Raw genomic sequence first — 20412 nt, 5'->3', positions numbered from 1 at the left:
CCCCCCTCGGCGGCAGGACATGCGACACAGGACACAATAGGTCATGGATTCACTGATCGCTCAGCTCTCCGAATCGGTTTCTTCGGCCCAGACGCTGGAAGAACTGGCCCGCCCCATGCTCGAGATGCTCGAGGCTGTCACCGGCTGCGAGTCGACCTACCTGACCGCCATCGACCTCGAAGGCGGCGTGCAGCAGATCGTGATCGCGCGCAACACCAAGCAGCTCCAGATTCCGGAGGGCCTGTCGGTGCCCTGGGAGGACACGCTGTGCAAGCGTGCGCTCGACGAAGGACGGCCCTACACCGACGACGTCGCCGGATGCTGGGGCGACTCGGATGCGGCCCGCCAGCTGGGCATTCGCACCTATGTCAGCACCCCGGTGCGGGCCGACGGCGACCTCTACGGCACGCTGTGCGCCGCCAGCTCGGCCCAGTTGCCGCTGCCGCCCAACGCGCAGCATGTGCTGCAGCTGTTCTCGCGCCTGATCGGCCAGCACATGGAGCGCGAGCGCCTGCTCACGCAGCTGCGGATCGCCAACGCACAGCTGGTGACCAGCACGCTGACCGATGCGCTGACCGGCCTGCCCAACCGCCGGCTGCTGGTGCAGGAGCTGGGCCAGCTGCTGGCCCGCGGCGCGCGCAGCGGCGCCACGGTGCTGGTCGGCTTCGTCGACCTCGACGACTTCAAGGCCATCAACGACAGCTATGGCCACGACTGCGGCGACGATTTCCTGCGCGCCATCGCGAGCCGCCTCAACGCCACGCTGCGCGCGGGCGACACGCTGGCGCGCCTGGGCGGCGACGAGTTCGTGGTGGTCGGCCCGGGCCCGCTGCCCGGCCCCGCGGCGGAGGCGGCGGTGCAGGCGCTCGAGGCGCGCCTGAGCCTGGCCAGCACCGGCGACATCGCGCTGCGCGAACGCACCATTTCCTACGGCGGCGCCAGCGTCGGCGTGGTCGCAGTCGACCCGAAGACCAGCACCGTGAACGATGCGCTCAAGCAGGCCGATGCCGCGATGTACCAGGTCAAGCACCGGCGGCGCTCCGGCGCGTCGCGTTAGGCGTCCGTCTTGATGCCGCGCATCAGGATCACGCCGCCGAGCAGCGAGGTGTCCTGGCGCATGCGGTAGCTCAGTGCCTTGGGCGTGCCCGACTGCGCCTGCCAGCCGGCCTTGAGCAGGGTCTGCTGCACCTCGGGCGCGCGCACCACCTCCGACAGCGCCGCATTGAGCTTCGCGACCGCCGTGGCCGGCATGCCCGCGGGCGCGGCGATGGCGGTCCAGATCTCCAGGTCGGCGCCGTGCACGTTGGCGTCGCGCAAGGTGGGCAGCTCCTCGTACAGCGGGCTGCGCACCGCCGAGGTGACGCCGATGGCCTTGAGCTTGCCCGACTGGATGTGCGGCTTGACCAGACCCGGCGGCAGCAGCGCCAGCTGGATCTCGCCGGCCAGCATGGCGGCGATGACCTGCGGGTTGCCGTTGAAGGGCACGTGCGTGGCCAGGATGCCGCTGCGGCTCTTGAGCAGTTCCATGCCCAGGTGCCCGACCGTGCCGGCCCCGGGCGTGCCGTAGCGCCCCTTGTCGTTGAGGTTGCGCGCCCACAGCAGCAGCTCGACCGGGTTGGCGCCCACCGCCTGCGCGCTCGCCGCCAGCACCAGCGGCGCGGTGCCGATCAGGCTGACCGGCGCGAAGTCCTTCTCGGGATCGAAAGGCGTCTTGGGATTGAGCAGCCGCGCGATCGTCAGGTTGCCGTTGATCAGCGCGCCGATGGTGTGGTCGTCCTGCGCCTTGGCCACCAGGTTGGCCGCGATGTTGCCGCTGTCGCCGGGCTTGTTCTCCACCGTCACCGGCTGGCCCAGCAGCCGCGACAGCGGCTCGGCGATGGCCCGCGCCGCGAGATCGGGCGAGGCGCCGGCCGGGAAGCCCACCAGCAGCCGCACCGGCTTGCTGGGCCAGCCGCCGGACGACGGCGCAGCGGCGGCGCGCGCGCTGCCCTGGGCCCAGGCGCCGGGCGCACAGAGGGCAAGGGCCATGGTTTCGAGCGCGCGGCGTTTGGTGATCGTCATCATCGGCGTTGTTAAAAATGTTACACAACGTTACCGCACTGCAGCAATGGCGCGCAAGTAGACGAAATGCCTCGTCTGCACACCGGCTGCCACGACGCTTGCCGCCGCCCGTATGCTGTGGCGCATGCAGCCGCTCCATCGCCTCTGGATCTCCCTCACCTGCCTCGCCGCCCTCGGCGGCCTCGCGTCCGTGGCCTCGGCGGGCGCAGCGCCGGTCGAACTCGCCGGCATGGATCTCCCGAGCTGGGTGCACGGGGCCGACAAGGCCAGCGGCCAGGGCTGTCGCGCGGTGCGCGCGCGCCGGCCCACGGAACTGCCGCAGCCCTGGCGCGGGCTGGTGCGCACGATCACGATGCAGTGCTCGCCGATGGCCGGCGTCGACAAGGAGCCGGATGCGAGCACCGAGTCCGTGGCCACCTTGCGGCCCGGCGCCGCGACCCTGCGCGGCATCCCGGTGCTGGCGCTGCGCCTGAGCGAATCGTGGGCGCACGGCGACACCCAGTACGTGCTGGACGCGCCCCATGCCGAAGTAGCCGCCGTGCTCGGCGCCTATGTCAAGGCGCGCTGCCTGTCGCGCGCGGGCACGACGGTGGTGGTCGAGGGCCTGTGCGAACCCCTGGCCGACGAGGGCAATGGCGGCAGCTACACCCGCACCAGCGAAATGGGCGGCACCTGGCTGCACCCGGACCCCGACGACCCGCGCCGCACGATCCTGGCGGACGCCTGGTCGGAGTAGCGCAGCCGCCCGGCGCTCACCCAGCTCGGGTCGCATCCGAGGGTTGGGCCCGATTCCTGCAAGGACGCACTGGAAGATGCTCGCCCCTGCGATCCGTCTTCCGGTCCGGCACGCCGGACCGATTCCCAGCGTCCCGATGGAGTCTGTTCCCGTGCGTTCCGTTGTCCTGCCGCGCCGCCCTTCCGGCGCCGTCTCTTCCCTTCCCCGCGCATCGAGTCCCGCATGCGCTTCCTGACCATCCGCTACTTCCACGAGGTGGCCAAGCTCGGCTCGATCCGGCGCGCGGCCGATCGGCTGCACGTGGCGCCTTCGGCCGTCAGCCGCCAGATCGCGCAACTCGAGACCGAGCTCGACGCGGTGCTGTTCGAGCGCTCGAAGATCGGCGTGCAGCTCACGGCCGCGGGCGAGGTGCTGCAGCGCGAGACCCGCCGCATCTTCCAGGACCTGAGCCGCGCGCGCACCGCGCTCGACGACCTGCGCGGCCTGCGCCGCGGGGAGATCGTGATCTGGCTGCTCGAGGGCCTGGTGTCGGGCTTCCTGCCGCGCATCATCGCCACCTTCAACCAGCGCTATCCCGACGTCACCTTCAACGTCCAGACCGCGCCCACCGACCGCATCATCGAGGCCCTGCTCGAGGACTGGGCCGACATCGGCATCACCTTCAACGCCGCGCCGCGCGCCGAGATCGAGGTGGTGGGCGAGTTCGTCGAGCCGATCTCCTGCCTGGTGTCGAAGACGCACGCCTATGCGGGCCGCAAGCAGCTCAAGATGGCCGACATCTGCAAGCAGCCGCTGGCCCTGCCCGAGCACAGCTTCGGCCTGCGGCAGGTGTTCGAGCGCGCGGTGCGCAAGCGCGGCTACAAGCCCAACGTGGTCGTCACCACCAACTCGCTGGAACTCACCAAGACCATGGCCGCCACCGGCCAGGTGATCGCCTTCATGCCGGCGCTCACGGTCACGCACGAGGTCGAGACAGGTTCGCTGCTGGTGATCCCGGTCGACGAACCTGAATTCGCGGCCGCGCGATCGAGCGTCAGCGTGCACCGCGACCGCCCGCTGCCGCATGCGGCGCGCGCCTTCCTGCGCCTGTTGACCGAGGAAAGCCAGGCCGCGGCCGAGCGCATCCAGGCGATCCGCAAACGCTGAGAACGCTGGCCGGCGGCATCGGTTTCCGCACGTCCAACGTGTTGCCTTTTGCGCACCGCCACATGACAGATTCGGTAATTTACAGAACACGGGGCGCGACCTAAATTTGCGCCATCCACACACAGGAGCCCGCATGACCCACCCGGCCAAAGACCCATTCCCCGCCGCTCCCGCGGTCCTCACGCGCACGCGCCGCCAGGTGCTGGTCGGTGCCGGCGCCGCCGGTTTCGGCGCGCTGCTCGGCAGCCTGGGCAGCCCGGCCATCGCGCAGGGGCTCAAGCCCGTGCGCATCTCCGAGGCCATCCACCTGGGCATGTACGCCTCGGTGTACGCGGCGGTCCATGGCGGCTACTTCAGGAAGCACGGGCTGGACGTGGCCGTGAGCTCGGCCGGCGGCATCGCGCTGGCGGTGCCGGTGGTGCTGTCGGGCAACGCCAGCTTCGCCATCACCGGTGCGGGCATGTCGGTCAACGCCACCAACGAAGGCGCCAAGCTGGTCAACATCGCCAAGATCGTGGGCGGTGTCGCGATGTGGGCCGTGGCCAAGCCGGGCACGAACATCAGGAAGCTCGAGGACTTCCGCGGCAAGACCATCGCCACGCTGCGCTTCCCCTCCTCGAGCATCCAGACGCCGACCTTCGCGATGAAGGAACGCGGCGGCTTCGACCCCGAGAGCGCGGGCGTGAAGTTCCTGCAGCTGCCCGCCGGTGCCCAGGCCCAGGCCGTGCTCGATGGCCGCGCCGACGTGGCCACGATGTTCGAGTGGGACGTGAGCATCGCCAAGCAGAAGTTCGGCCTCGAGCCGGTGTTCGCCTTCGCCGACATCATCGGCCCGCTGTCGTGGACCACCGCCATCGCCACCAAGGCGCTGGTCGAGAAGGACCCGGCGCTGGTGCAGGCCTTCTGCGACGCCATCGCCGAAGCGCAGGCCGCGCTGCAGGTCGACCGCGAACTGTTCCTCAAGGCCTCCTTCGCCGAGTTCCCGCAGATCGACCAGGCGGTGATCCGCGCCGCGGCCGACAACCTGCTGACCAAGTCGACCGCGATCCCCAAGAACCCGACGATCTCCAAGGCCGAGTGGGACACCAACATGGCCTTCGAGATGGCCGGCGGCTCGGTCAAGTCGCCGCGGTCCTACGAGGAGATGGTGGACAACCGCTTCGCCGAACGCGCCACCGCCAAGTTCGCCGCCGCCAAGAAATCGTCGTGAACCCACCCGCATCCACCATGTCCATCCAGCTCCCCGCCCGCCCCGAAGCCTTCGACCTCGACCCCGCACGCACCGCACTCATCGTGGTCGACATGCAGAACGGCTACTGCTCGCCCGGCGGCTACTTCAGCCACCTGGGCGTCGACCTCTCGGCCACCGCCACCGTCTACCCCGCGATCCAGCGCGCGCTCGACGTCGCGCACGCCAGCGGCATCCAGGTCATCTGGCTGCAGAACGGCTGGGACGTCGCGCAGAAGGAAGCCGGCGGCGAAGGCTCGGTCAACCAGCGCAAGGGCAACTCGCTCAAGCTGATGCGCGAGCGGCCCGAACTCGCGGGCCAGCTGCTCACCAAGGGCACCTGGGACTACGCCTTCGTCGATGCGCTGCAGCCCGGCGGCGACGACATCGTGCTGCCCAAGCCGCGCTACAGCGGCTTCACCAGCACCGCGCTCGACAGCATGCTGCGCAGCCGCGGCATCGACACACTGCTGGTCTGCGGCACGGCGACCAACGTGTGCGTGGAGTCGACCATCCGCGACGCCTTCTTCCACGAGTACTTCCCGGTGCTGGTGCGCGACGCCTGCTTCCAGGCCGGCCCGGCCTTCATCCAGGAAGCCACGGTCTACAACGTCGAGCGCTTCTTCGGCTGGACCACCACCGTGGACGAACTGGTCGAAGCCTGCGCCGAACCGGCCGTGGCCTGAGCCACCCGCATCCCGATCCCCCCAACGCCAACGCAAGGAGACCCCATGTCCATCGAAGTGATCGTTCCCCCAGGCTCCGCGCCGCCGCTCGCGCCCTACAGCCCCGGCATCAAGGCGGGCGGCTTCGTCTACGTGTCCGGCACGCTGGCCATCGGCCCCGACGGCGAGACGCTGGCGGTCGGTGACGTGACGGCGCAGACGCGCATCGTTCTGGAGAGCATCAAGTCCGTCATCGAGGCCGCGGGCGGCACGATGAAGAGCGTGGTGTTCAACCAGATCTTCCTCAAGGACCTGGCCGACTACGCCGCCATGAACGCGGTCTACAAGGAGTACTTCCCCGAGCAGCCGCCGGCGCGCTATTGCATCAAGGCCGACATGGTCCGGCCCGAGTTCCTGGTCGAGCTGGCCACCACTGCCTACGTCGGCACCTGAGGCCATGGCACACACCGACCTCGCCTCCGCCATGCCATCGCATCGCCCCGTCGCTTCGAAGCCCGCCGCATCGGTCACCGCCACGGCCAAGGCCCCGAAGCGCAAGGCCGCGCCGCGCAGCCCCGGCAAGCTGCTGATCCTCGCAGGCCAGGTGCTGCTGGTGGGCGGCCTGTTCGCCCTGTGGGAACTCGCGATCCGGCGCGAATGGCTGCCGGTCTACTCGTATGGACAGCCCACGGGCATCTGGCGCGAGTTCGTCTCGGGCCTGGGCTCGGGCGCGCTGCTGCGCGACACCTGGGTGACGGCGCAGGAAGCCATCCTGGGCTTCCTGATCGGCAGCATCCTGGGCTCGGTCTCGGGCCTGCTGCTGTGGTTGTCGCCCACCGTGGCCGCGATCCTGCGGCCGATCATGGTGGCGCTCAACGGCCTGCCCAAGATCGCGCTCGCGCCGCTGATCATCGTGTGGTTCGGCATCGGCATGGAGTCGAAGATCGCGGTGGCCGCGTCCATCACCTTCATCGTCTCGATGCTCACCAGCTTCACCGGCAGCCAGGAGGTCGACCACGACTACGTGCGCATGCTCAAGGCCATCGGCGCCAAGCGCTGGCAGATCTTCCGCATGGTCATCGTGCCGGGCTCGCTGCCGTGGATCAGCTCGGCGCTGCGCCTCAACGTGGGCTTCGCGATGATCGGCGCGGTGGTGGGCGAGTACATCTCGGCCGAGAAGGGCCTGGGCTACCACGTCTACTACGCGGGCACGCTCTACAACCTCAACGGGGTGTGGGTCGGCATCTTCGCGCTGATGGCGCTGGCCCTGGTGCTCGACACGCTGGTCGGCTGGGTCGAGCGCCGGCTGGCCTGGCGCTGAGGCGGTCGCCATGCCGCTCGCGAACATCGGCGACGCCAGCCTCCACTACGAGATCGTCGGCCGCGACGAGGGCACGCCGGTGCTGCTCGTCGCCGGCCTTGGCGGCGTGGCCGGCTACTGGCAGCCCAACCTCGAGGCCTTCGCCGCGCGCCACCGCGTGCTGCTGCACGACCACCGCGGCACCGGGCGCAGCACGCATTCGGAGATGCCGTATTCGGTCGAGCTGATGGCCACCGACCTGCTGCGGCTGATGGACGCGCTCGACGTGGAACGCGCCCACCTGGTGGGCCATTCGACGGGCGGCGCGATCGGCCAGGTGCTTGCCGCCACGCAGCCCGAACGCGTCGCGAGCCTGGTGCTGTACGCGAGCTGGGCCAGGCTCGATGCGCAGATGGCACGCTGCCTCGCGCTGCGACGCACCTTGCTGCGCAGCGCGGGCATCGCCGAATACCACCGCGCGACGCCTGTCTTCCTCTATCCGCCGGACCACGTCTGCGCGCACCACGACCTGCTGGAACGCGACATCGCCGCGGCCACCGCGGGCTCGCCCTCGGCCAGCATCCTCGAAAGCCGGGTCGACGGCATCATGGCCTTCGACGGCCTGCCCTACCTGCCGCGCATCCAGTGCCCGACCCTGGTGCTGGTGGCCGACGACGACATCCTCACGCCACCGGATTCGTCCCGGCTGCTCGCCGAGCGCATCGCCGGCGCACGGCTGGTGCGCACGCCGCATGGCGCGCACGCGCTTTCGCGCGTCGAGCCGGCCTTCTTCAACGACACCGTGCTCGCCTTCCTGGCGCAGCATTCCACAGAGACCACCGAGGCCACGCCATGAACTCCCAAGACACCGTGCTGTCCGCCCGCAACGTGGGCATGACCTTCAACCAGGGCACGCCCAAGGCGGTGACGGCCATCGACGACATCAGCTTCGAGGTGAAGCGCGGCGAGGTGGTCGCCATCGTCGGCCCCTCGGGCTGCGGCAAGACCACGCTGTTCAACATCATCTCGGGCCTGCTGCAGCCCACGCAGGGCAGCATCCTGGTCAACGACAAGCCGGTGCACGACGCCACCGGCCACGTCGGCTACATGCTGCAGAAGGACCTGCTGCTGCCCTGGCGCACGGTGCTGGAGAACGTGATCATCGGCCTGCAGGTGCGCAACGTGCCGCGCGCCGAGGCCGACAAGATCGCACGCGGCCTGATCGAGGCCTACGGCCTGAAAGGCTTCGAGAACAGCCTGCCCTCGGGCCTGTCGGGCGGCATGCGCCAGCGCGTGGCCTTCATGCGCACGCTGGCCTTCAGCCCCGACGTGATCCTGCTCGACGAGCCCTTCTCCGCGCTCGACAGCCAGACCCGGCTGATCCTGCAGGGCGACATGCTGCGCATCATCCGCGAGCGCCAGTGCAGCGTGGTGCTGGTGACGCACGACGTGGGCGAGGCCATCACCATGGCCGATCGCATCGTGGTCATCAGCAGCCGGCCCGGCCGGGTGCATGCGGTACACGACATCGACATCGCGGCCGAGATGCGGCACCCGTTGAAGATCCGCAAGCTGCCGCTGTTCAACGCGCTCTACGACCAGATCTGGGGCGAGCTCGGCATCGAGATGGCCGCATGAGTGCGCTGCGCTACGAGCTCGTCGGCCGCAGCGATGCGGCGGCCCCCACGGTCGTGCTGTCGGCCGGCCTGGGTGGCGGTGCCGGCTTCTGGCAACCGCAATTCGATGCGCTGGCCGCACGCTTCCGCGTGATGCTCTATGACCACCGCGGCACCGGCCGCAACGCCGGCGCGCTGCCCGCGGGGTACCGCATCGCCGACATGGCGGACGAGGTGGCGGGCCTGCTCGACGCGGCCGGTATCGAGCGCGCGCATTTCATGGGCCATGCGCTGGGCGGGCTGGTCGGACTCGAACTCGGCCTGCGCGATCCGCAGCGGCTCGAGCGCCTGGTGCTGGTCAATGCCTGGGACACGCTCGACAGCCAGACCGCGCGCTGCTTCGAGGCCCGATTGCATGTGCTCGACGCGGGCGGCGCCGCGGCCTATGTGAAAGCGCAGCCGATCTTCCTCTACCCGGCCGCCTGGCTGTCGGCGAACGCCGAGCGGGTCGAGGCCGAGGTGGCGCACGGCATCACGCACTTCCAGGGCCGAGAGAACCTGCTGGCTCGCATCGGCGCGCTGCGTGGCTTCGATGTTTCGCAACGGCTGCGGGAGATCCAGGCGCCCACGCTGGTGATGGCCTCGCGCGACGACGTGCTGGTGCCGTGGACGCGCTCGCAGCGCCTCGCCGAGGGCCTGCCGCAGGCGCGCCTGCACCTGGTGCCCGAGGGCGGCCACGCGTTCAGCGCGACCGAGGCCGCGGCCTTCAACGCGGCGCTGCTGGACTTCCTGCAGGCCGATTGAATCAGGCGTCGACCTCGACGCCCAGCAGTTGCAGCAGATCGACCTTGTGCGCCTCGAGCCCCGGATCCGACATGCGCCGCGGCCGCGCGATGTCCAGCGCCAGGTCCGACACGATGCGGCCCTGGTCGAGCACCAGGATGCGGTCGGCCAGCAGCAGGGCCTCGTCGACGTCGTGCGTCACCAGCAGCACGGTCGGCTGGTGGCGCTGCCAGAGGTCGAGCACCAGGCGCTGCATCGTGAGCCGCGTCAGCGCATCCAGCGCGCCGAAGGGCTCGTCGAGCAGCAGAAGCGCGGGCTCGCGGGCCAGCGCGCGCGCCAGCGACACGCGTTGCGCCTGTCCGCCCGAGAGCGTCTGCGGCCAGGCCTCGGCCTTGTCGGCCAGGCCGACCTCGGCCAGCGCCGCCAGGCCCAGCGCACGGCGGTCGTCGCCGCCGAGGTTGAGCACCACGTTGCGCCAGACGCGCAGCCACGGAAAGAGCCGCGGCTCCTGGAAGGCCACCGACACCGAGGCCGGCACCTGCAGCCGCTCGGCCTCCTGGCCGCCGTCCAGGCCCGCGAGCACGCGCAGCAGCGTGGACTTGCCCGAGCCGCTGCGGCCCAGCAGGGCCACGAACTGGCCCGGCGCGATGTCCAGCGACAGGCCGTGCAGCACCGGCGGCGCATCGCCGAAGCGACGCGTCAGTCCGCGCAGCTGCACGCGGCGGTCGTCGCGGTCAGGTGGTCGCGACATCGACGGTGGTTCCCTTGACGTCGATCGGCTGGGCCGTCAGCCCGTGCTTCGCATAGAAGTCGGCGATCTCCTGGAACTCGCGCAGCAGCGCGTCGTCGGCCGGCACCACGGTCGAGGGCGGCACCTGGCGGATGATGTCCGCGACCGCCTTGGGCACGCCCTGCTTCTCGTTCAGGTCGGCCACGCGGCCGGGCGTGGCCTGCACCGCCTCGGCCTCCTTGCGCAAGGCCTCGTAGACGGCCTTCACCAGGTCCGGGTGGGCCTGCGCGAAGGCGCGCGTCGTGACGTGCACGTTGCGGTTGAGCGAGCCGATGTCGCCGCCGTAGACCACCACGCGCGCACCGGGCTCGGCCTGGCCGGCCGCGAAGAACTGCTCCCACACGGCCCAGGCGTCGACATGGCCCTGCGCGAAGGCGGTCGAGGCATCGGTCGGGCCCAGGTAGACCACGGTCACCTTCTCGACCGGGATGTCGTGGCGCGCCAGCGCGAGCCGCAGCAGGTACTCGCCGGTGCCGCCCTTGTTGACCGCGATCTTCTTGCCGACCAGGTCGGCCACCGTGCGGATGCCGCTGGCGCCGGTCGCGACGATGCCCTGGTCCTTGCCCGAGCTCTTCTCGGCCGCGAACACCACCAGGTCCTTGTCGGCGGTCGAGGCCGTGAGGAAGGAGGTGGCGCTGCCGCTGCCGATGTCGATCGCGCCGCCGCGCAGGGCTTCGGCCGTGGGCACGTAGGCCGGGAACGGCGGCTTCCACACCACCGAGCCGCCCGCGGCCTGGACCGAGCTCTCGATGCCGCCGCTCAGCTGCGCCAGCGTGAGGAAGTTGAAGGCCTGCAGCGGCGCGATGCGCGCGACCTTGGCGGCGGCGGCGGCAGCGGGTGCGGCCGGTGCGGCGCCCGCGGCGGCAGGCGCCGGCGTGGATTCGCGCGAGCAGGCCGCGAGCAGCGTGGCGAGCACGCCGCCGCCGATCAGGCCCAGGGCCGCGCGGCGGCCGCTGTTGTTCAGGTCCGAAGATTTCATGCTTGCTTTTTCCATGCCGTATCCCTTTCTTTGGTCCAGGCGGAGGTGACGCCCGGGTCGACCGCACGGTCGACGGGCAGATGGGGCAGCACCAGCTCGGCGAAGCGGTAGGCCTCTTCGAGCAGCGGCATGCCGGAGACGATCAGCACCTCGATGCCGGCATCGCGGTAGTCCTGGATGCGCGCGAGCACCTGCTCGGGGCTGCCGACCAGCGCAGTGCCCGGGCCGTGACGCACCAGGCCGATGCCCGACCAGAGGTTGGGCGCGATCTCGAGCTCGCGCAGGTCGCGCGGCTTGCGCCCGCCATGCAGCGCGGACATGCGCTGCTGGCCGATCGAATCGATGCCGGCCACGTACGACTGCGCGCCGGCGATGGAGCGCTCGTCCATGTGCTCGTACAGGTCAGCCGCCGCTTCCCAGGCCTTGGCCTCGGTCTCGCGCACGATCACGTACAAGCGGATGCCGAAGCGGATCTTGTCGGCCCGGCCGTGCTTGGCCGCGAGCGCGCGCACTTCGCGGATCTTCTCTTCGGCCTGCTGCGGCGTTTCGCCCCACGAGAGGTAGGTGTCGATGTGCTTGGCCGCCACCTCGTGCGCGGCCGGCGAGGAGCCGCCGAACCACAGCGGCGCGGGCTGGCGGTACGGCGGCAGCGGGATGCCGGCGTCGACCACGTGGATGTACTTGCCCTTGAAGGTCACGGTCTCGCCGCGCAGCAGCGCCGTCAGCACCGTGAGGTACTCGTCGGTGTAGGCATAGCGTTCGTCATGGCTCAGGTGCACGCCGTACTGCGCCATCAGCTTGGCGTCGCCGTTCACGATGTTGACGCGCAGCCGGCCCTTCGAGAACTGGTCGAAGGTGTTGATCATCTTGCCCAGCAGCACCGGCGACAGCAGGGGCGGATGGGCCGCGATCAGGTGCTGGAAGTTGTCGGTGTAGGGAATCAGCGACGCGCCCTGCACCCAGGCATCGTGCGAGCCCGTGGCCAGCAGGGCGCCGGTGTAGCCGAGATGGTCGACCGCACGCGCGAGCTGCTGGAAGTAGGGATAGGTGAGCGCGCGGGCGCCGTCGGCGCGCCAGGGGTAGCGGCCGTCGGGGCCGGTGAGGTACCAGAGAACTTCCATGATCGATTCCTTTGAAGTCAGTGCGCGCGGCCGGCCGGGAAGGCGGCGGTCACGGTGTCGCTCACGTCGAGCGGCGAAGGGATGAGGCCGAAGCGCGCGAAGATGTCCGCATGCGATTGCTGCTCGGCCGCGAAGCCGGCGTCGGGCACTTCGATGCCCCAGGGGCGCGACTGCAGCGAAGGCAGCCATTGCGCGGCCGTGTTGCCGTTCACGCCCTCCAGCAGCTGCGCGGCGGCCTGCGGGTCGGCGGCGGTGAGGCGGTCGGATTCGGCGATGGCATCGACCAGCGCCTGCACCGCCTGCGGCTGCGCGGCCACGGTGGATTGCCGCGCCCAGTAGACCGAGCGGTTCGAGAAGCTGCTGCCGGGCTGCGCCAGCACGCGCACCGGCACCGTGGACTCGATCTTCGAGAGCAGCGGATCGGTCGCGACGATGGCATCGAGCAGGCCGGCCTCGAAGGCGTCCTTGGCGGTCGCGGGCAGTAGCTCGACCGCGTTGACCTCGCGCCAATCGATGCCCGCGGCGTGCAGCTCGGCCGCCAGGAACTGCGTGTGCCACGAGACCGGCATCAGCGCGATGCCGCGGCCCTTGAGGTCGGCCAGGCTGTGCAGGTCCGAGTCGGCGCGCACCACGACGCCGCCGCGCTCGGCGCGCGGGCCGGACATGCCGAACACCACCACCGGCAGCTCGCGCGCCTTGGCCAGGATCGGCGGCGTCGCGCCCGTGCCCATGAGCTGCAGCACGTCGAGTTCCATCAAGGGGATGGTCTGCGCGCCGGCGCCGTGGATGAAGAAGTCGATGCCCTGCGCCTTGAGCGAGGCGCGCAGGGCGGACCGGCGGGCGAGGATGGACAGCGAAGGGTTCTGCGGATGGGCGCCGACGATCAGGGACATGGGATGCGAGAGAGAAGAAACGAAGGAGACGCTGGCTTCAACCCGTGTAGACACGGCGCCAGGAAAGAAGAAGGCGCTCCAGCAGGCGCACCCCGTAATCGGTCGCCAGGCCCAGCAGCGCATAGACCGCCACGCAGACCAGCATGATGTCGGTGCGCACGAACTGGCGCGCATTGGTCAGCAGGAAGCCGATGCCGGAGTCGGCACCGACGGTCTCCGCGATGATCACGGCCACCCAGGCCAGGCCCAGCGCGAAGCGCAGGCCCACCAGCAGGCTGGGCAGGGCCGCGGGCAGCAGCACCTGCAGCGCGATCGCAAAGCGGCCCATGCGCGCGACCCGCGCCACCTCGACCAGTTTGGCGTCGACATTGCGGATGCCGCCGAAGGTGTTGATGTACATCGGCACCGCGACGCCGAAGGCCACCAGCAGCACCTTGGGCGTTTCGTCGATGCCGAACCAGAGGATGAACAGCGGCACCAGCGCGGTGAAGGGGATGGTGCGCAGCATCTGCATGGGCTTGTCGACGAGGTCCTCGCCCAGCCGCGAGAAGCCCGCGAACACACCGGTCGCCAGGCCCACGGCCAGGCCCAGCAGCGAACCCTGCACCACGCGCGACAGACTCACCAGCAGTGCATGGGGCAGCGAGCCGTCCTGCACCATGGTCCAGGCGGTGAGCAGCAGGCGGTCCGGGCCGGGCAGCGTGCGCGGGTTGAGCCAGCCGGCCGCGGAGGCCGCATACCAGGCGAGCAGGAACACGAGGATGGACAGCCAGCTGCGCAGGCCGGCCAGTGCTGTCCACACACCCAGCCTGGGCCGGCGGCCCGCGATGCGTTCGGCCTGCAGCGCTGCACTGCTGTCGTCGCTCATGCGCGGGCCGTCCCGTGGGGAGGTGGTGCGGCGGCCGCGAGGGCCGCCTGGAGTTCGTCGTCATGGGTCATACCAATGACGAATCTAAGGGTCGACCCTGAGTCGACCAAGGAAGGAAAACAGATATCCATATGCGATCACCGACGCGGACCGCGAACGGCAACGCTCCTAAACTGCCCCGCGTGCAAAGCGGACGCAGACCCCACATCCCCGAGGCGACGCCGCGCGCGCACGTCGCCGTGCGCCCGCTCAAGGCCGGCGATTTCTCCTTCAAGTTCCGCGCCGGCGTGCCCTGCCTGCTGCTGGTCGAGACGCTGGGCGAATGGACCGGCCGGCGCTACGAACGCGTGCGCAACGAAGGCCTCTGGCACGGCTGGCTGCGCAAGATGAAGCTGCCCGTGCCGCAACTGCCGGTAGGTGAAGAAGGCCTGGCCGACATGCGCGTGCTGCGTGCCGCGATCTACGAGACGGCGCAGGCCATCCGCGGCCAGCGCGCGCCGCAGCACGACGCCATCACGCAGATCAATGCCTGGGCCTGCCACACGCCGCTGCCGCGCCTGCTCGACGGCACCGGCACCGCGCTCGAGCCGCTGGCCGAGGTGTCGAACGCCCATGTGCTGGCCCTGCTGGCGCGCGACGCGATCGCGCTGTTCTCGAGCGAGGCGCGCAGCCGCATCAAGGAATGCGCGAGCCCGACCTGCCCCGTGATGTTCCTCGACCGCTCGCGGCGCGGCGAACGCATCTGGTGCTCGCCGACCTGCGGCGCGCGGCTGGCCTCGGCGCGCTACCGGCGGCGGCTGTTCCCGGTGCCCGAGGAAGAAGTGGCCTGAAGCGCAGGCGAGGAATTCGAACGCAAGCTTCGGAGTGCCATGCGGCATGGCCCCGGCCTAGACTGAGGCGGCCATGCACGACCTCTTCACGCCATCGCCCGACACGTCCGAAGATGCCGCCCTCGCGGCCGCGCTCGACGCCGAAGGCCATGCGCTGCTGCCGCGCCTTCTCACGCCCGACCAGTGCCGGCAACTGGCCGGCCTCTACACGCAGGAGGCCCTCTACCGCTCCACCGTCGTGATGGCGCGCCACGGCTTCGGCCGCGGCGAATACAGGTACTTCGCCTATCCGCTGCCGCCGCTGCTGGAACGACTGCGGCACGCGCTCTACCCGCGGCTGGTGCCGATCGCGAACCGCTGGAACGCGCAGCTCGGCATCGACGTGCGCTACCCCGCCACGCTCGCCGAATTCCTCGATCGCTGCCATCGCGCCGGGCAGCGCCGGCCCACGCCGCTGATCCTGTCGTACCGCGAAGGCGACCACAACTGCCTGCACCAGGACCTCTATGGCGCGCATGTCTTTCCGCTGCAGGTCGCGATCCTGCTGTCGCGACCCGAAGTCGATTTCACCGGCGGCGAGTTCGTGATGACCGAGAGCCGCACGGGCCATCAACGCGCCGACGTGGTGCCGCTGACGCAAGGCGACGCGGTGGTCTTCACGGTCAACCAGCGCCCCGAGACAGGCCCCAGTGGCCGCACGCGCAGGCTGGCCATGCGCCACGGCGTGAGCCGGGTCCACGGCGGCCAGCGGCACACTGTGGGCCTGATCTTCCACGACGCCCTGTGATGCACACGCTCGCGCTCTTCGACGACGAGGCCCCGCTGCCCGACCTGCGCCTGGGTCCGCAGGCCGTGCTGCTGCGCGCCTTCGCGTTGCCGCGGGTCGACGATCTGCTGCCCTGCATCGAGGCGATCGCGGCGGTGTCGCCGTTCCGGCGCATGGTCACGCCGGGCGGGTTCACCATGTCGGTGGCGCTGACCAACTGCGGCGCGCTGGGCTGGACCACCGACCGCCGCGGCTATCGCTACGCGGCCGTCGACCCGCTCACCGGCCGGCCCTGGCCCGCGATGCCCGAGCTGCTGTCGCGGCTGGCACGGGACGCCGCCGAGGCCGCGGGCTTCGTCGGCTTTCGGCCCGACGCCTGCCTGGTCAACCGCTACGAACCCGGCGCGCGGCTGGCCCTGCACCAGGACAAGGACGAGCAGGACTACGGCGCGCCCATCGTGTCGGTGTCGCTGGGCATGGCCGCGCGCTTCCTGTTCGGCGGCCTCGAACGCGCGCAGCCCACGCAGAAGGTCCTGCTGCAGCATGGCGACGTGGTGGTCTGGGGCGGCGCCGACCGGCTGCGCTACCACGGCGTGATGCCGCTCCAGGGCGATGCGCACCCGCAGCTCGGGCTGCAGCGCATCAACCTCACCTTCCGCCGGGCGGGCTGAGCCGGGCACGCCAGTTCGGGCGCAAGAAGCGGAGTGCTTGCGATCGAAGTCCGCAAGACACTGGGATCTCCTCTGGAGCACCACCATGAATGCCATCCTCAAGCACCCCGACGCCGACGCCACTGCGGCCTACCCGGACGACGAGCAGCGCTGGGCCGCCGTGCAGGCGCGTGATGCGCGCGCCGACGGCCACTTCGTCTACGCCGTGCGCACCACCGGCGTGTACTGCCGGCCCAGCGCCTCGGCCCGGCTGCCGAAGCGCGAGAACACCGTGTTCTTCGCCACCGCGCAGGCGGCCGAGGCCGCGGGCTACCGAAGCAGCCAGCGCGCCGCGGGCGACCGCAGCGCCTTGGCCGCGCAGCGCGCCGCCACCGTCGCCCAGGCCTGCCGGCTGATCGAGCGTTCGGAGTCGCCGCCCTCGCTCGATGCGCTCGCCGCTGAGGTCGGCCTGAGCCCGCACCATTTCCACCGCGTGTTCAAGGCCCAGACCGGGCTCACGCCCAAGGCCTATGCCTCGGCCTTTCGCGGGCGCCGTCTGCGCGCCGAACTGGCCGAGCACGGCGCCACCGTCACCGATGCGATCTACGGCGCGGGCTTCCACTCCAACAGCCGCTTCTACGCGGCCGCCGACGACCTGCTGGGCATGCGGGCGCGCGACTACCTGGCGGGCGCTCCGGACCTGCGGATCCGCTTCGCGGTCGGGCAGTGCGCGCTGGGTGCAATCCTGGTCGCGCAAAGTCCGCGCGGCATCTGCGCGATCCTGCTGGGCGAGAACCCCGATCGGCTCGTGCGCGAGCTGCAGGACCAGTTCCCCAAGGCGGAGCTGATCGGTGCCGACGGCGACTTCGAGCAGCTGGTGGCGCAGGTCGTGGGCTTCGTCGAAGCGCCCTCGCTGGGCCTGGACCTGCCGCTGGACGTGCAGGGCACGGCCTTCCAGGAGCGGGTGTGGCAGGCGCTGCGCGAGATCCCGCCCGGCACCACCGTGAGCTATGCGCAGCTCGCGGCGCGCATCGGCCAGCCGAAGGCGGTGCGGGCCGTGGCCCAGGCCTGCGGCGCCAACCACCTGGCAGTCGCGATCCCCTGCCACCGCGTGGTGCGCACCGACGGCGCGCTGTCGGGCTACCGCTGGGGCGTGGAGCGCAAGCGCGCCCTGCTCGCGCGCGAGGCGGCCTGAGCGTGGACTTCGACGCAGCGCTCGCCCGGCTGGACTGGGCCGGCCTCGAAGCCCGGCTCGACCAGGAAGGCTTCGTGGCGATCCCCGCAATGCTGGGCGAGGCGCAGATCCGCGCGTTGGCAGCAGGCCCAGGCTGGCCCGCATGGGTCGCCGAGCTGCAGCGGGCCTTCCATCCACGGCTGGCGCCGATCTCGGCGCGCTGGAACGAAGCCCTGGGACGGCCACCGCGCCAGGCCGGTACGCCGGGCGTCTTTCACGCGGCGCAGGCGAGCCTGAGCCGCCTGCGGGCCGGCGAGGACCAGCCCCTGCACGACCGCGACGCCGAGGCGCAGGGCTTCGCGCTGCAGCTCGTGGCCCTGCTCGGCGAGCCCGGACAGGATTTCACCGGCGGCGCCTTCGTGATGACCGAACAGCGCCCGCGCATGCAGTCGCGGCCCCTGGTCCTGCCGCTGCGCCGGGGCGACGTCGCGGTGATCGCGGTGGCGCAGCGGCCCCAGGTGGGCAGCAGGGGCGTCTACGCGGTCCATCTGCGGCACGGCATCGGCCGCGTGCGCAGCGGCGAGCGCCTGGGGCTGGAATTGCTGATTTCGGATTGCAAATGTTAATTTTAATCCTCAATTCAAAATCAATCATTTGCGATTAAGAATGATTTGATAAAAACCACCATCACCCCGTCGGTTCGTGAATAAATTCATGTTCTCCGCATTCGGCTTTGTCAACAATATTCAACGGAAATTTCATAAAGAATAGAACTTTCCACAACAAAAAGAGAATTAGAGGTGATGCCTGCAGGTTGCGCGTTCCGCCCCTGGGGCGCGATTTCCTTGTTCACCTCCAAAGGATCTTCCGTTGAAGAAAGTTAAATATTTGTCTTGTGTTTGGACCTCCACGCGCCGCACGCTGCCGATCGTCGCGCTGGCCATGCTGGCCGGCTGTGGCGGCGGCAACGGCGGTGGCGGCAATACAGGCGGCGATGGCGGCACGGGCAATGGCGGCGGAGGCACCCATGTCGGCGGCGGGAGCAGTGGCAACGGCAACGGCAACGGCGATGTCGTCGCGGCCACGCCCAACCGGAACACGCTGGCCGTCCGCTGCGCCGAGACGGCCACGCCCGTGACAAGCGCCACGGACGCCAACGACGACCCGTTGTTCGTCGACCAGTGGTACCTGAAGAACATCGGCCAGGCCGTGTTCGCCGACACGCTGCCCTGCGCCGGCGTGGACCTGAACATCGGCAGCCTGCATGCGCAGGGCCTGCGCGGCCAGGGCGTGAAGGTCGCGGTGGTCGACAGCGGCATCGACATCGCACACGAAGACCTGGCGCCCAACATCGTCCCCGGCGGCAACAAGAACTTCCTCGACGACACCCAGCCGCTGGGCGATACCGAAGGCCATGGCACCAACGTCGCCGGCATCATCGCGGCCGCGGGCTGGAATGGCCGGGGCGGCCGCGGCGTGGCGCCCGAGGCCGACCTGCAGGGCTTCAACGTCGGCGAGTTCATCTTCAGCGGCACGGTGGCCGAGCAGGCCACGGCCTTCCGGAAGTACGTTGGCTATGCCTGGGGCGAAGGCGCCGAGGCCAAAGGCACCGACGTGTTCAACACCAGCCTGGGCGCGCCCTACACCGGCACCTACCCCGCCTTCTCGCAGGCCGAACTCCAGGATTGGGAAGCGCTCATGAGCGGCACGCGGGTGGGCAAGGGCGGGGTCTACGTCTATGCCGCCGGCAATGGTTTCATGCAGCCCGAGGACCTCGAGAAGAACGATCAGTTCTCCGGCTGCGGTGCCAGCGCGGCAGGCCTGAGCTGCGTGCTGGCCAACACCGATCCGGCCGCCAACTTCCGCCAGACCATCGCCGTCGCCTCGGTCAACGCACGCGGCACGCGCTCGTACTTCTCCTCCGCCGGCGCCGCGGTCTGGGTGTCGGCGCCGGGCGGCGAAGGCGGCCGGCAGCTGGGCGTGGCGGGCCCGGGCCAGCGCGACTACGGTCCCGGCATCGTCACCACCGACATCCGCGGGTGCTCGCAGGGCCTGAACACCACGGCGACACGCGTCAACGCGCTCGACGGCGGCACGCCACTGGCCCCCGACTGCCACTACACCGCGGCCTTCGGCGGCACCTCCTCGGCCGCGCCGATGGTGGCGGGCATCGCGGCCCTGATGCTGAACGCGAACCCAGCGCTGAGCCAGCGCGATGTGAAGTTCATCCTGGCCTCCACCGCCCGCCCGCTGGACCTGGCCCAGCCCGCCGTCAGCGTCCGCGGCACACCGGTCGAATCCGGCTGGATCACCAACGCCGCGGGCTACCGCTTCAGCAACTGGTACGGCTTCGGCCTGGTCGATGCCAGCGCGGCCGTGGCCATGGCGCGCGGCTTCCGGACGCTGCCGCCGCTGCAGGACAGCGGATGGACGGCCTCGGCCGACCAACCGTCGGACATCGGCGGTGCCCCGGCGTCGGCCGCGCTGCGGGTGCGGCTGGATGCGAACCTGGCGATCGAATCGGTGCAGTTCAGCCTGGCCACCAGCCACACCCAGCCGAGCGCCCTCTCGGCCACGCTGACCTCGCCCTCGGGCACGGTCAGCCATGTGCTGACGCCGATGTCGACACTGAAAGGCGGCAGCGACTTCGGCATCCCCCTGTCGTCGAGCAATGCCTTCTTCGCCGAAGCCTCGAAGGGAGAGTGGGTGCTGCGCGTGACCGATGTCTCTGGCCAGCCCGTCAGCGCGGCTCAGCTGCGCAGCTTCCAGTTGCGCGTGACGGGGCACGCGAAACGCAGCTGAGCGC

22 protein-coding genes are annotated in these 20412 nt (G+C 70.3%); 16 read left to right on the top strand and 6 right to left on the bottom strand.

What is annotated here, in order from left to right; genetic code table 11:
• Positions 1-43 precede the first annotated feature (43 nt).
• Positions 44-1057 (top strand): sensor domain-containing diguanylate cyclase, encoded by a 1014-nt coding sequence (locus A9977_RS17460; RefSeq protein ID WP_183026139.1) that lies wholly within the window; start codon positions 44-46, stop codon positions 1055-1057.
• On the opposite strand, the gene A9977_RS17455 is transcribed toward A9977_RS17460, so the two are convergent.
• On the bottom strand, positions 1054-2061 hold the full coding sequence (locus A9977_RS17455; RefSeq protein ID WP_183026169.1) for a tripartite tricarboxylate transporter substrate binding protein: 1008 nt from the start codon (positions 2059-2061) through the stop codon (positions 1054-1056). The two genes, A9977_RS17460 and A9977_RS17455, sit on opposite strands and share 4 nt — an antisense overlap.
• A 124-nt stretch (positions 2062-2185) precedes the next feature.
• Between A9977_RS17455 and A9977_RS17450 the strand changes: the two genes are divergently transcribed.
• The 9 genes from A9977_RS17450 (at position 2186) to rutD (ending at position 9556) form a co-directional block, all read left to right on the top strand.
• On the top strand, positions 2186-2797 hold the full coding sequence (locus A9977_RS17450) for a hypothetical protein (protein ID WP_183026138.1): 612 nt from the start codon (positions 2186-2188) through the stop codon (positions 2795-2797).
• Positions 2798-3019: 222 nt separating this feature from the next.
• Positions 3020-3943 carry a LysR family transcriptional regulator gene (locus tag A9977_RS17445; protein ID WP_183026137.1) on the top strand — a complete coding sequence of 308 codons (924 nt, stop codon included), beginning with the start codon at positions 3020-3022 and terminating at the stop codon, positions 3941-3943.
• A 133-nt stretch (positions 3944-4076) separates the two neighbouring features.
• A complete protein-coding gene (locus A9977_RS17440) occupies positions 4077-5153 on the top strand; it encodes an ABC transporter substrate-binding protein (RefSeq protein WP_183026136.1) in 1077 nt (358 codons plus the stop codon).
• Between the two features lie 17 nt (positions 5154-5170).
• On the top strand, positions 5171-5857 hold the full coding sequence (locus A9977_RS17435) for an isochorismatase family protein (protein ID WP_183026135.1): 687 nt from the start codon (positions 5171-5173) through the stop codon (positions 5855-5857).
• Between the two features lie 45 nt (positions 5858-5902).
• Positions 5903-6289, top strand: a complete 387-nt coding sequence (locus A9977_RS17430; protein ID WP_183026134.1) for a Rid family hydrolase — start codon at positions 5903-5905, stop codon at positions 6287-6289.
• Between the two features lie 31 nt (positions 6290-6320).
• Positions 6321-7157 (top strand): ABC transporter permease, encoded by an 837-nt coding sequence (locus A9977_RS17425; protein ID WP_183026133.1) that lies wholly within the window; start codon positions 6321-6323, stop codon positions 7155-7157.
• Positions 7158-7167: 10 nt separating this feature from the next.
• Positions 7168-7992 (top strand): alpha/beta fold hydrolase, encoded by an 825-nt coding sequence (locus A9977_RS17420; protein ID WP_183026132.1) that lies wholly within the window; start codon positions 7168-7170, stop codon positions 7990-7992.
• Entirely contained in the window at positions 7989-8774 is a 786-nt protein-coding gene (locus A9977_RS17415; RefSeq protein ID WP_183026131.1) for an ABC transporter ATP-binding protein, read from the top strand. Before A9977_RS17420 ends, A9977_RS17415 begins: the two co-directional genes overlap by 4 nt.
• Positions 8771-9556 (top strand): pyrimidine utilization protein D, encoded by a 786-nt coding sequence (gene rutD / locus A9977_RS17410; RefSeq protein WP_183026130.1) that lies wholly within the window; start codon positions 8771-8773, stop codon positions 9554-9556. Before A9977_RS17415 ends, rutD begins: the two co-directional genes overlap by 4 nt.
• A 1-nt stretch (position 9557) precedes the next feature.
• Here rutD and A9977_RS17405 read toward each other — a convergent pair whose 3' ends face one another.
• From A9977_RS17405 to A9977_RS17385, 5 genes are read right to left on the bottom strand one after another with little or no spacing between them, the layout of a single operon-like run.
• The gene (locus tag A9977_RS17405) at positions 9558-10286 is read right to left on the bottom strand and encodes an ABC transporter ATP-binding protein (protein ID WP_183026129.1); all 729 of its coding nucleotides are present in this window, start codon (positions 10284-10286) and stop codon (positions 9558-9560) included.
• A complete protein-coding gene (locus A9977_RS17400; RefSeq protein ID WP_183026128.1) occupies positions 10270-11304 on the bottom strand; it encodes an ABC transporter substrate-binding protein in 1035 nt (344 codons plus the stop codon). The genes A9977_RS17405 and A9977_RS17400 overlap by 17 nt, the downstream gene beginning before the upstream one ends.
• The gene (locus A9977_RS17395; protein ID WP_183026127.1) at positions 11301-12425 is read right to left on the bottom strand and encodes an LLM class flavin-dependent oxidoreductase; all 1125 of its coding nucleotides are present in this window, start codon (positions 12423-12425) and stop codon (positions 11301-11303) included. Before A9977_RS17395 ends, A9977_RS17400 begins: the two co-directional genes overlap by 4 nt.
• Before the next feature lie 17 nt (positions 12426-12442).
• Entirely contained in the window at positions 12443-13318 is an 876-nt protein-coding gene (locus A9977_RS17390) for an ABC transporter substrate-binding protein (protein ID WP_183026126.1), read from the bottom strand.
• A gap of 37 nt (positions 13319-13355) precedes the next feature.
• A complete protein-coding gene (locus tag A9977_RS17385; protein WP_183026125.1) occupies positions 13356-14186 on the bottom strand; it encodes an ABC transporter permease in 831 nt (276 codons plus the stop codon).
• Positions 14187-14368: 182 nt separating this feature from the next.
• Between A9977_RS17385 and A9977_RS17380 the strand changes: the two genes are divergently transcribed.
• The 6 genes from A9977_RS17380 (at position 14369) to A9977_RS17355 (ending at position 20408) form a co-directional block, all read left to right on the top strand.
• Positions 14369-15016 (top strand): ABATE domain-containing protein, encoded by a 648-nt coding sequence (locus A9977_RS17380; RefSeq protein ID WP_183026124.1) that lies wholly within the window; start codon positions 14369-14371, stop codon positions 15014-15016.
• Positions 15017-15089: 73 nt separating this feature from the next.
• On the top strand, positions 15090-15803 hold the full coding sequence (locus A9977_RS17375) for a 2OG-Fe(II) oxygenase (protein ID WP_183026123.1): 714 nt from the start codon (positions 15090-15092) through the stop codon (positions 15801-15803).
• Positions 15803-16453, top strand: a complete 651-nt coding sequence (alkB, locus tag A9977_RS17370) for a DNA oxidative demethylase AlkB (RefSeq protein ID WP_183026122.1) — start codon at positions 15803-15805, stop codon at positions 16451-16453. Before A9977_RS17375 ends, alkB begins: the two co-directional genes overlap by 1 nt.
• A gap of 85 nt (positions 16454-16538) precedes the next feature.
• Positions 16539-17627 carry a bifunctional DNA-binding transcriptional regulator/O6-methylguanine-DNA methyltransferase Ada gene (gene ada, locus A9977_RS17365; protein ID WP_183026121.1) on the top strand — a complete coding sequence of 363 codons (1089 nt, stop codon included), beginning with the start codon at positions 16539-16541 and terminating at the stop codon, positions 17625-17627.
• A gap of 2 nt (positions 17628-17629) precedes the next feature.
• Positions 17630-18232 (top strand): 2OG-Fe(II) oxygenase, encoded by a 603-nt coding sequence (locus A9977_RS17360; protein WP_310936156.1) that lies wholly within the window; start codon positions 17630-17632, stop codon positions 18230-18232.
• 244 nt (positions 18233-18476) lie between these two features.
• Entirely contained in the window at positions 18477-20408 is a 1932-nt protein-coding gene (locus A9977_RS17355) for a S8 family serine peptidase (RefSeq protein ID WP_220811868.1), read from the top strand.
• Positions 20409-20412 lie beyond the last annotated feature (4 nt).

The organism is Variovorax sp. UMC13 (assembly GCF_014170375.1).
In the GTDB taxonomy this organism is placed as follows: domain Bacteria; phylum Pseudomonadota; class Gammaproteobacteria; order Burkholderiales; family Burkholderiaceae_C; genus Variovorax.
The sequence above is the reverse complement of the archived record's forward strand: the minus strand, read 5'-3'. Positions and strand labels throughout refer to the sequence as shown.

What these genes read in the sequence shown, in the direction of transcription:
- rutD (WP_183026130.1), top strand. Translation starts at nt 8,771, where the DNA reads ATGAGTGCGCTGCGCTACGAGCTCGTCGGCCGCAGCGATGCGGCGGCC.
- A9977_RS17405 (WP_183026129.1), bottom strand. Translation starts at nt 10,286, where the DNA reads ATGTCGCGACCACCTGACCGCGACGACCGCCGCGTGCAGCTGCGCGGA.
- A9977_RS17390 (WP_183026126.1), bottom strand. Translation starts at nt 13,318, where the DNA reads ATGTCCCTGATCGTCGGCGCCCATCCGCAGAACCCTTCGCTGTCCATC.
- A9977_RS17420 (WP_183026132.1), top strand. Translation starts at nt 7,168, where the DNA reads ATGCCGCTCGCGAACATCGGCGACGCCAGCCTCCACTACGAGATCGTC.
- A9977_RS17430 (WP_183026134.1), top strand. Translation starts at nt 5,903, where the DNA reads ATGTCCATCGAAGTGATCGTTCCCCCAGGCTCCGCGCCGCCGCTCGCG.
- A9977_RS17445 (WP_183026137.1), top strand. Translation starts at nt 3,020, where the DNA reads ATGCGCTTCCTGACCATCCGCTACTTCCACGAGGTGGCCAAGCTCGGC.
- A9977_RS17455 (WP_183026169.1), bottom strand. Translation starts at nt 2,061, where the DNA reads ATGACGATCACCAAACGCCGCGCGCTCGAAACCATGGCCCTTGCCCTC.
- A9977_RS17425 (WP_183026133.1), top strand. Translation starts at nt 6,321, where the DNA reads ATGCCATCGCATCGCCCCGTCGCTTCGAAGCCCGCCGCATCGGTCACC.
- ada (WP_183026121.1), top strand. Translation starts at nt 16,539, where the DNA reads ATGAATGCCATCCTCAAGCACCCCGACGCCGACGCCACTGCGGCCTAC.
- A9977_RS17440 (WP_183026136.1), top strand. Translation starts at nt 4,077, where the DNA reads ATGACCCACCCGGCCAAAGACCCATTCCCCGCCGCTCCCGCGGTCCTC.
- A9977_RS17400 (WP_183026128.1), bottom strand. Translation starts at nt 11,304, where the DNA reads ATGAAATCTTCGGACCTGAACAACAGCGGCCGCCGCGCGGCCCTGGGC.
- A9977_RS17395 (WP_183026127.1), bottom strand. Translation starts at nt 12,425, where the DNA reads ATGGAAGTTCTCTGGTACCTCACCGGCCCCGACGGCCGCTACCCCTGG.
- alkB (WP_183026122.1), top strand. Translation starts at nt 15,803, where the DNA reads ATGCACACGCTCGCGCTCTTCGACGACGAGGCCCCGCTGCCCGACCTG.
- A9977_RS17450 (WP_183026138.1), top strand. Translation starts at nt 2,186, where the DNA reads ATGCAGCCGCTCCATCGCCTCTGGATCTCCCTCACCTGCCTCGCCGCC.
- A9977_RS17415 (WP_183026131.1), top strand. Translation starts at nt 7,989, where the DNA reads ATGAACTCCCAAGACACCGTGCTGTCCGCCCGCAACGTGGGCATGACC.
- A9977_RS17435 (WP_183026135.1), top strand. Translation starts at nt 5,171, where the DNA reads ATGTCCATCCAGCTCCCCGCCCGCCCCGAAGCCTTCGACCTCGACCCC.
- A9977_RS17375 (WP_183026123.1), top strand. Translation starts at nt 15,090, where the DNA reads ATGCACGACCTCTTCACGCCATCGCCCGACACGTCCGAAGATGCCGCC.
- A9977_RS17460 (WP_183026139.1), top strand. Translation starts at nt 44, where the DNA reads ATGGATTCACTGATCGCTCAGCTCTCCGAATCGGTTTCTTCGGCCCAG.
- A9977_RS17385 (WP_183026125.1), bottom strand. Translation starts at nt 14,186, where the DNA reads ATGAGCGACGACAGCAGTGCAGCGCTGCAGGCCGAACGCATCGCGGGC.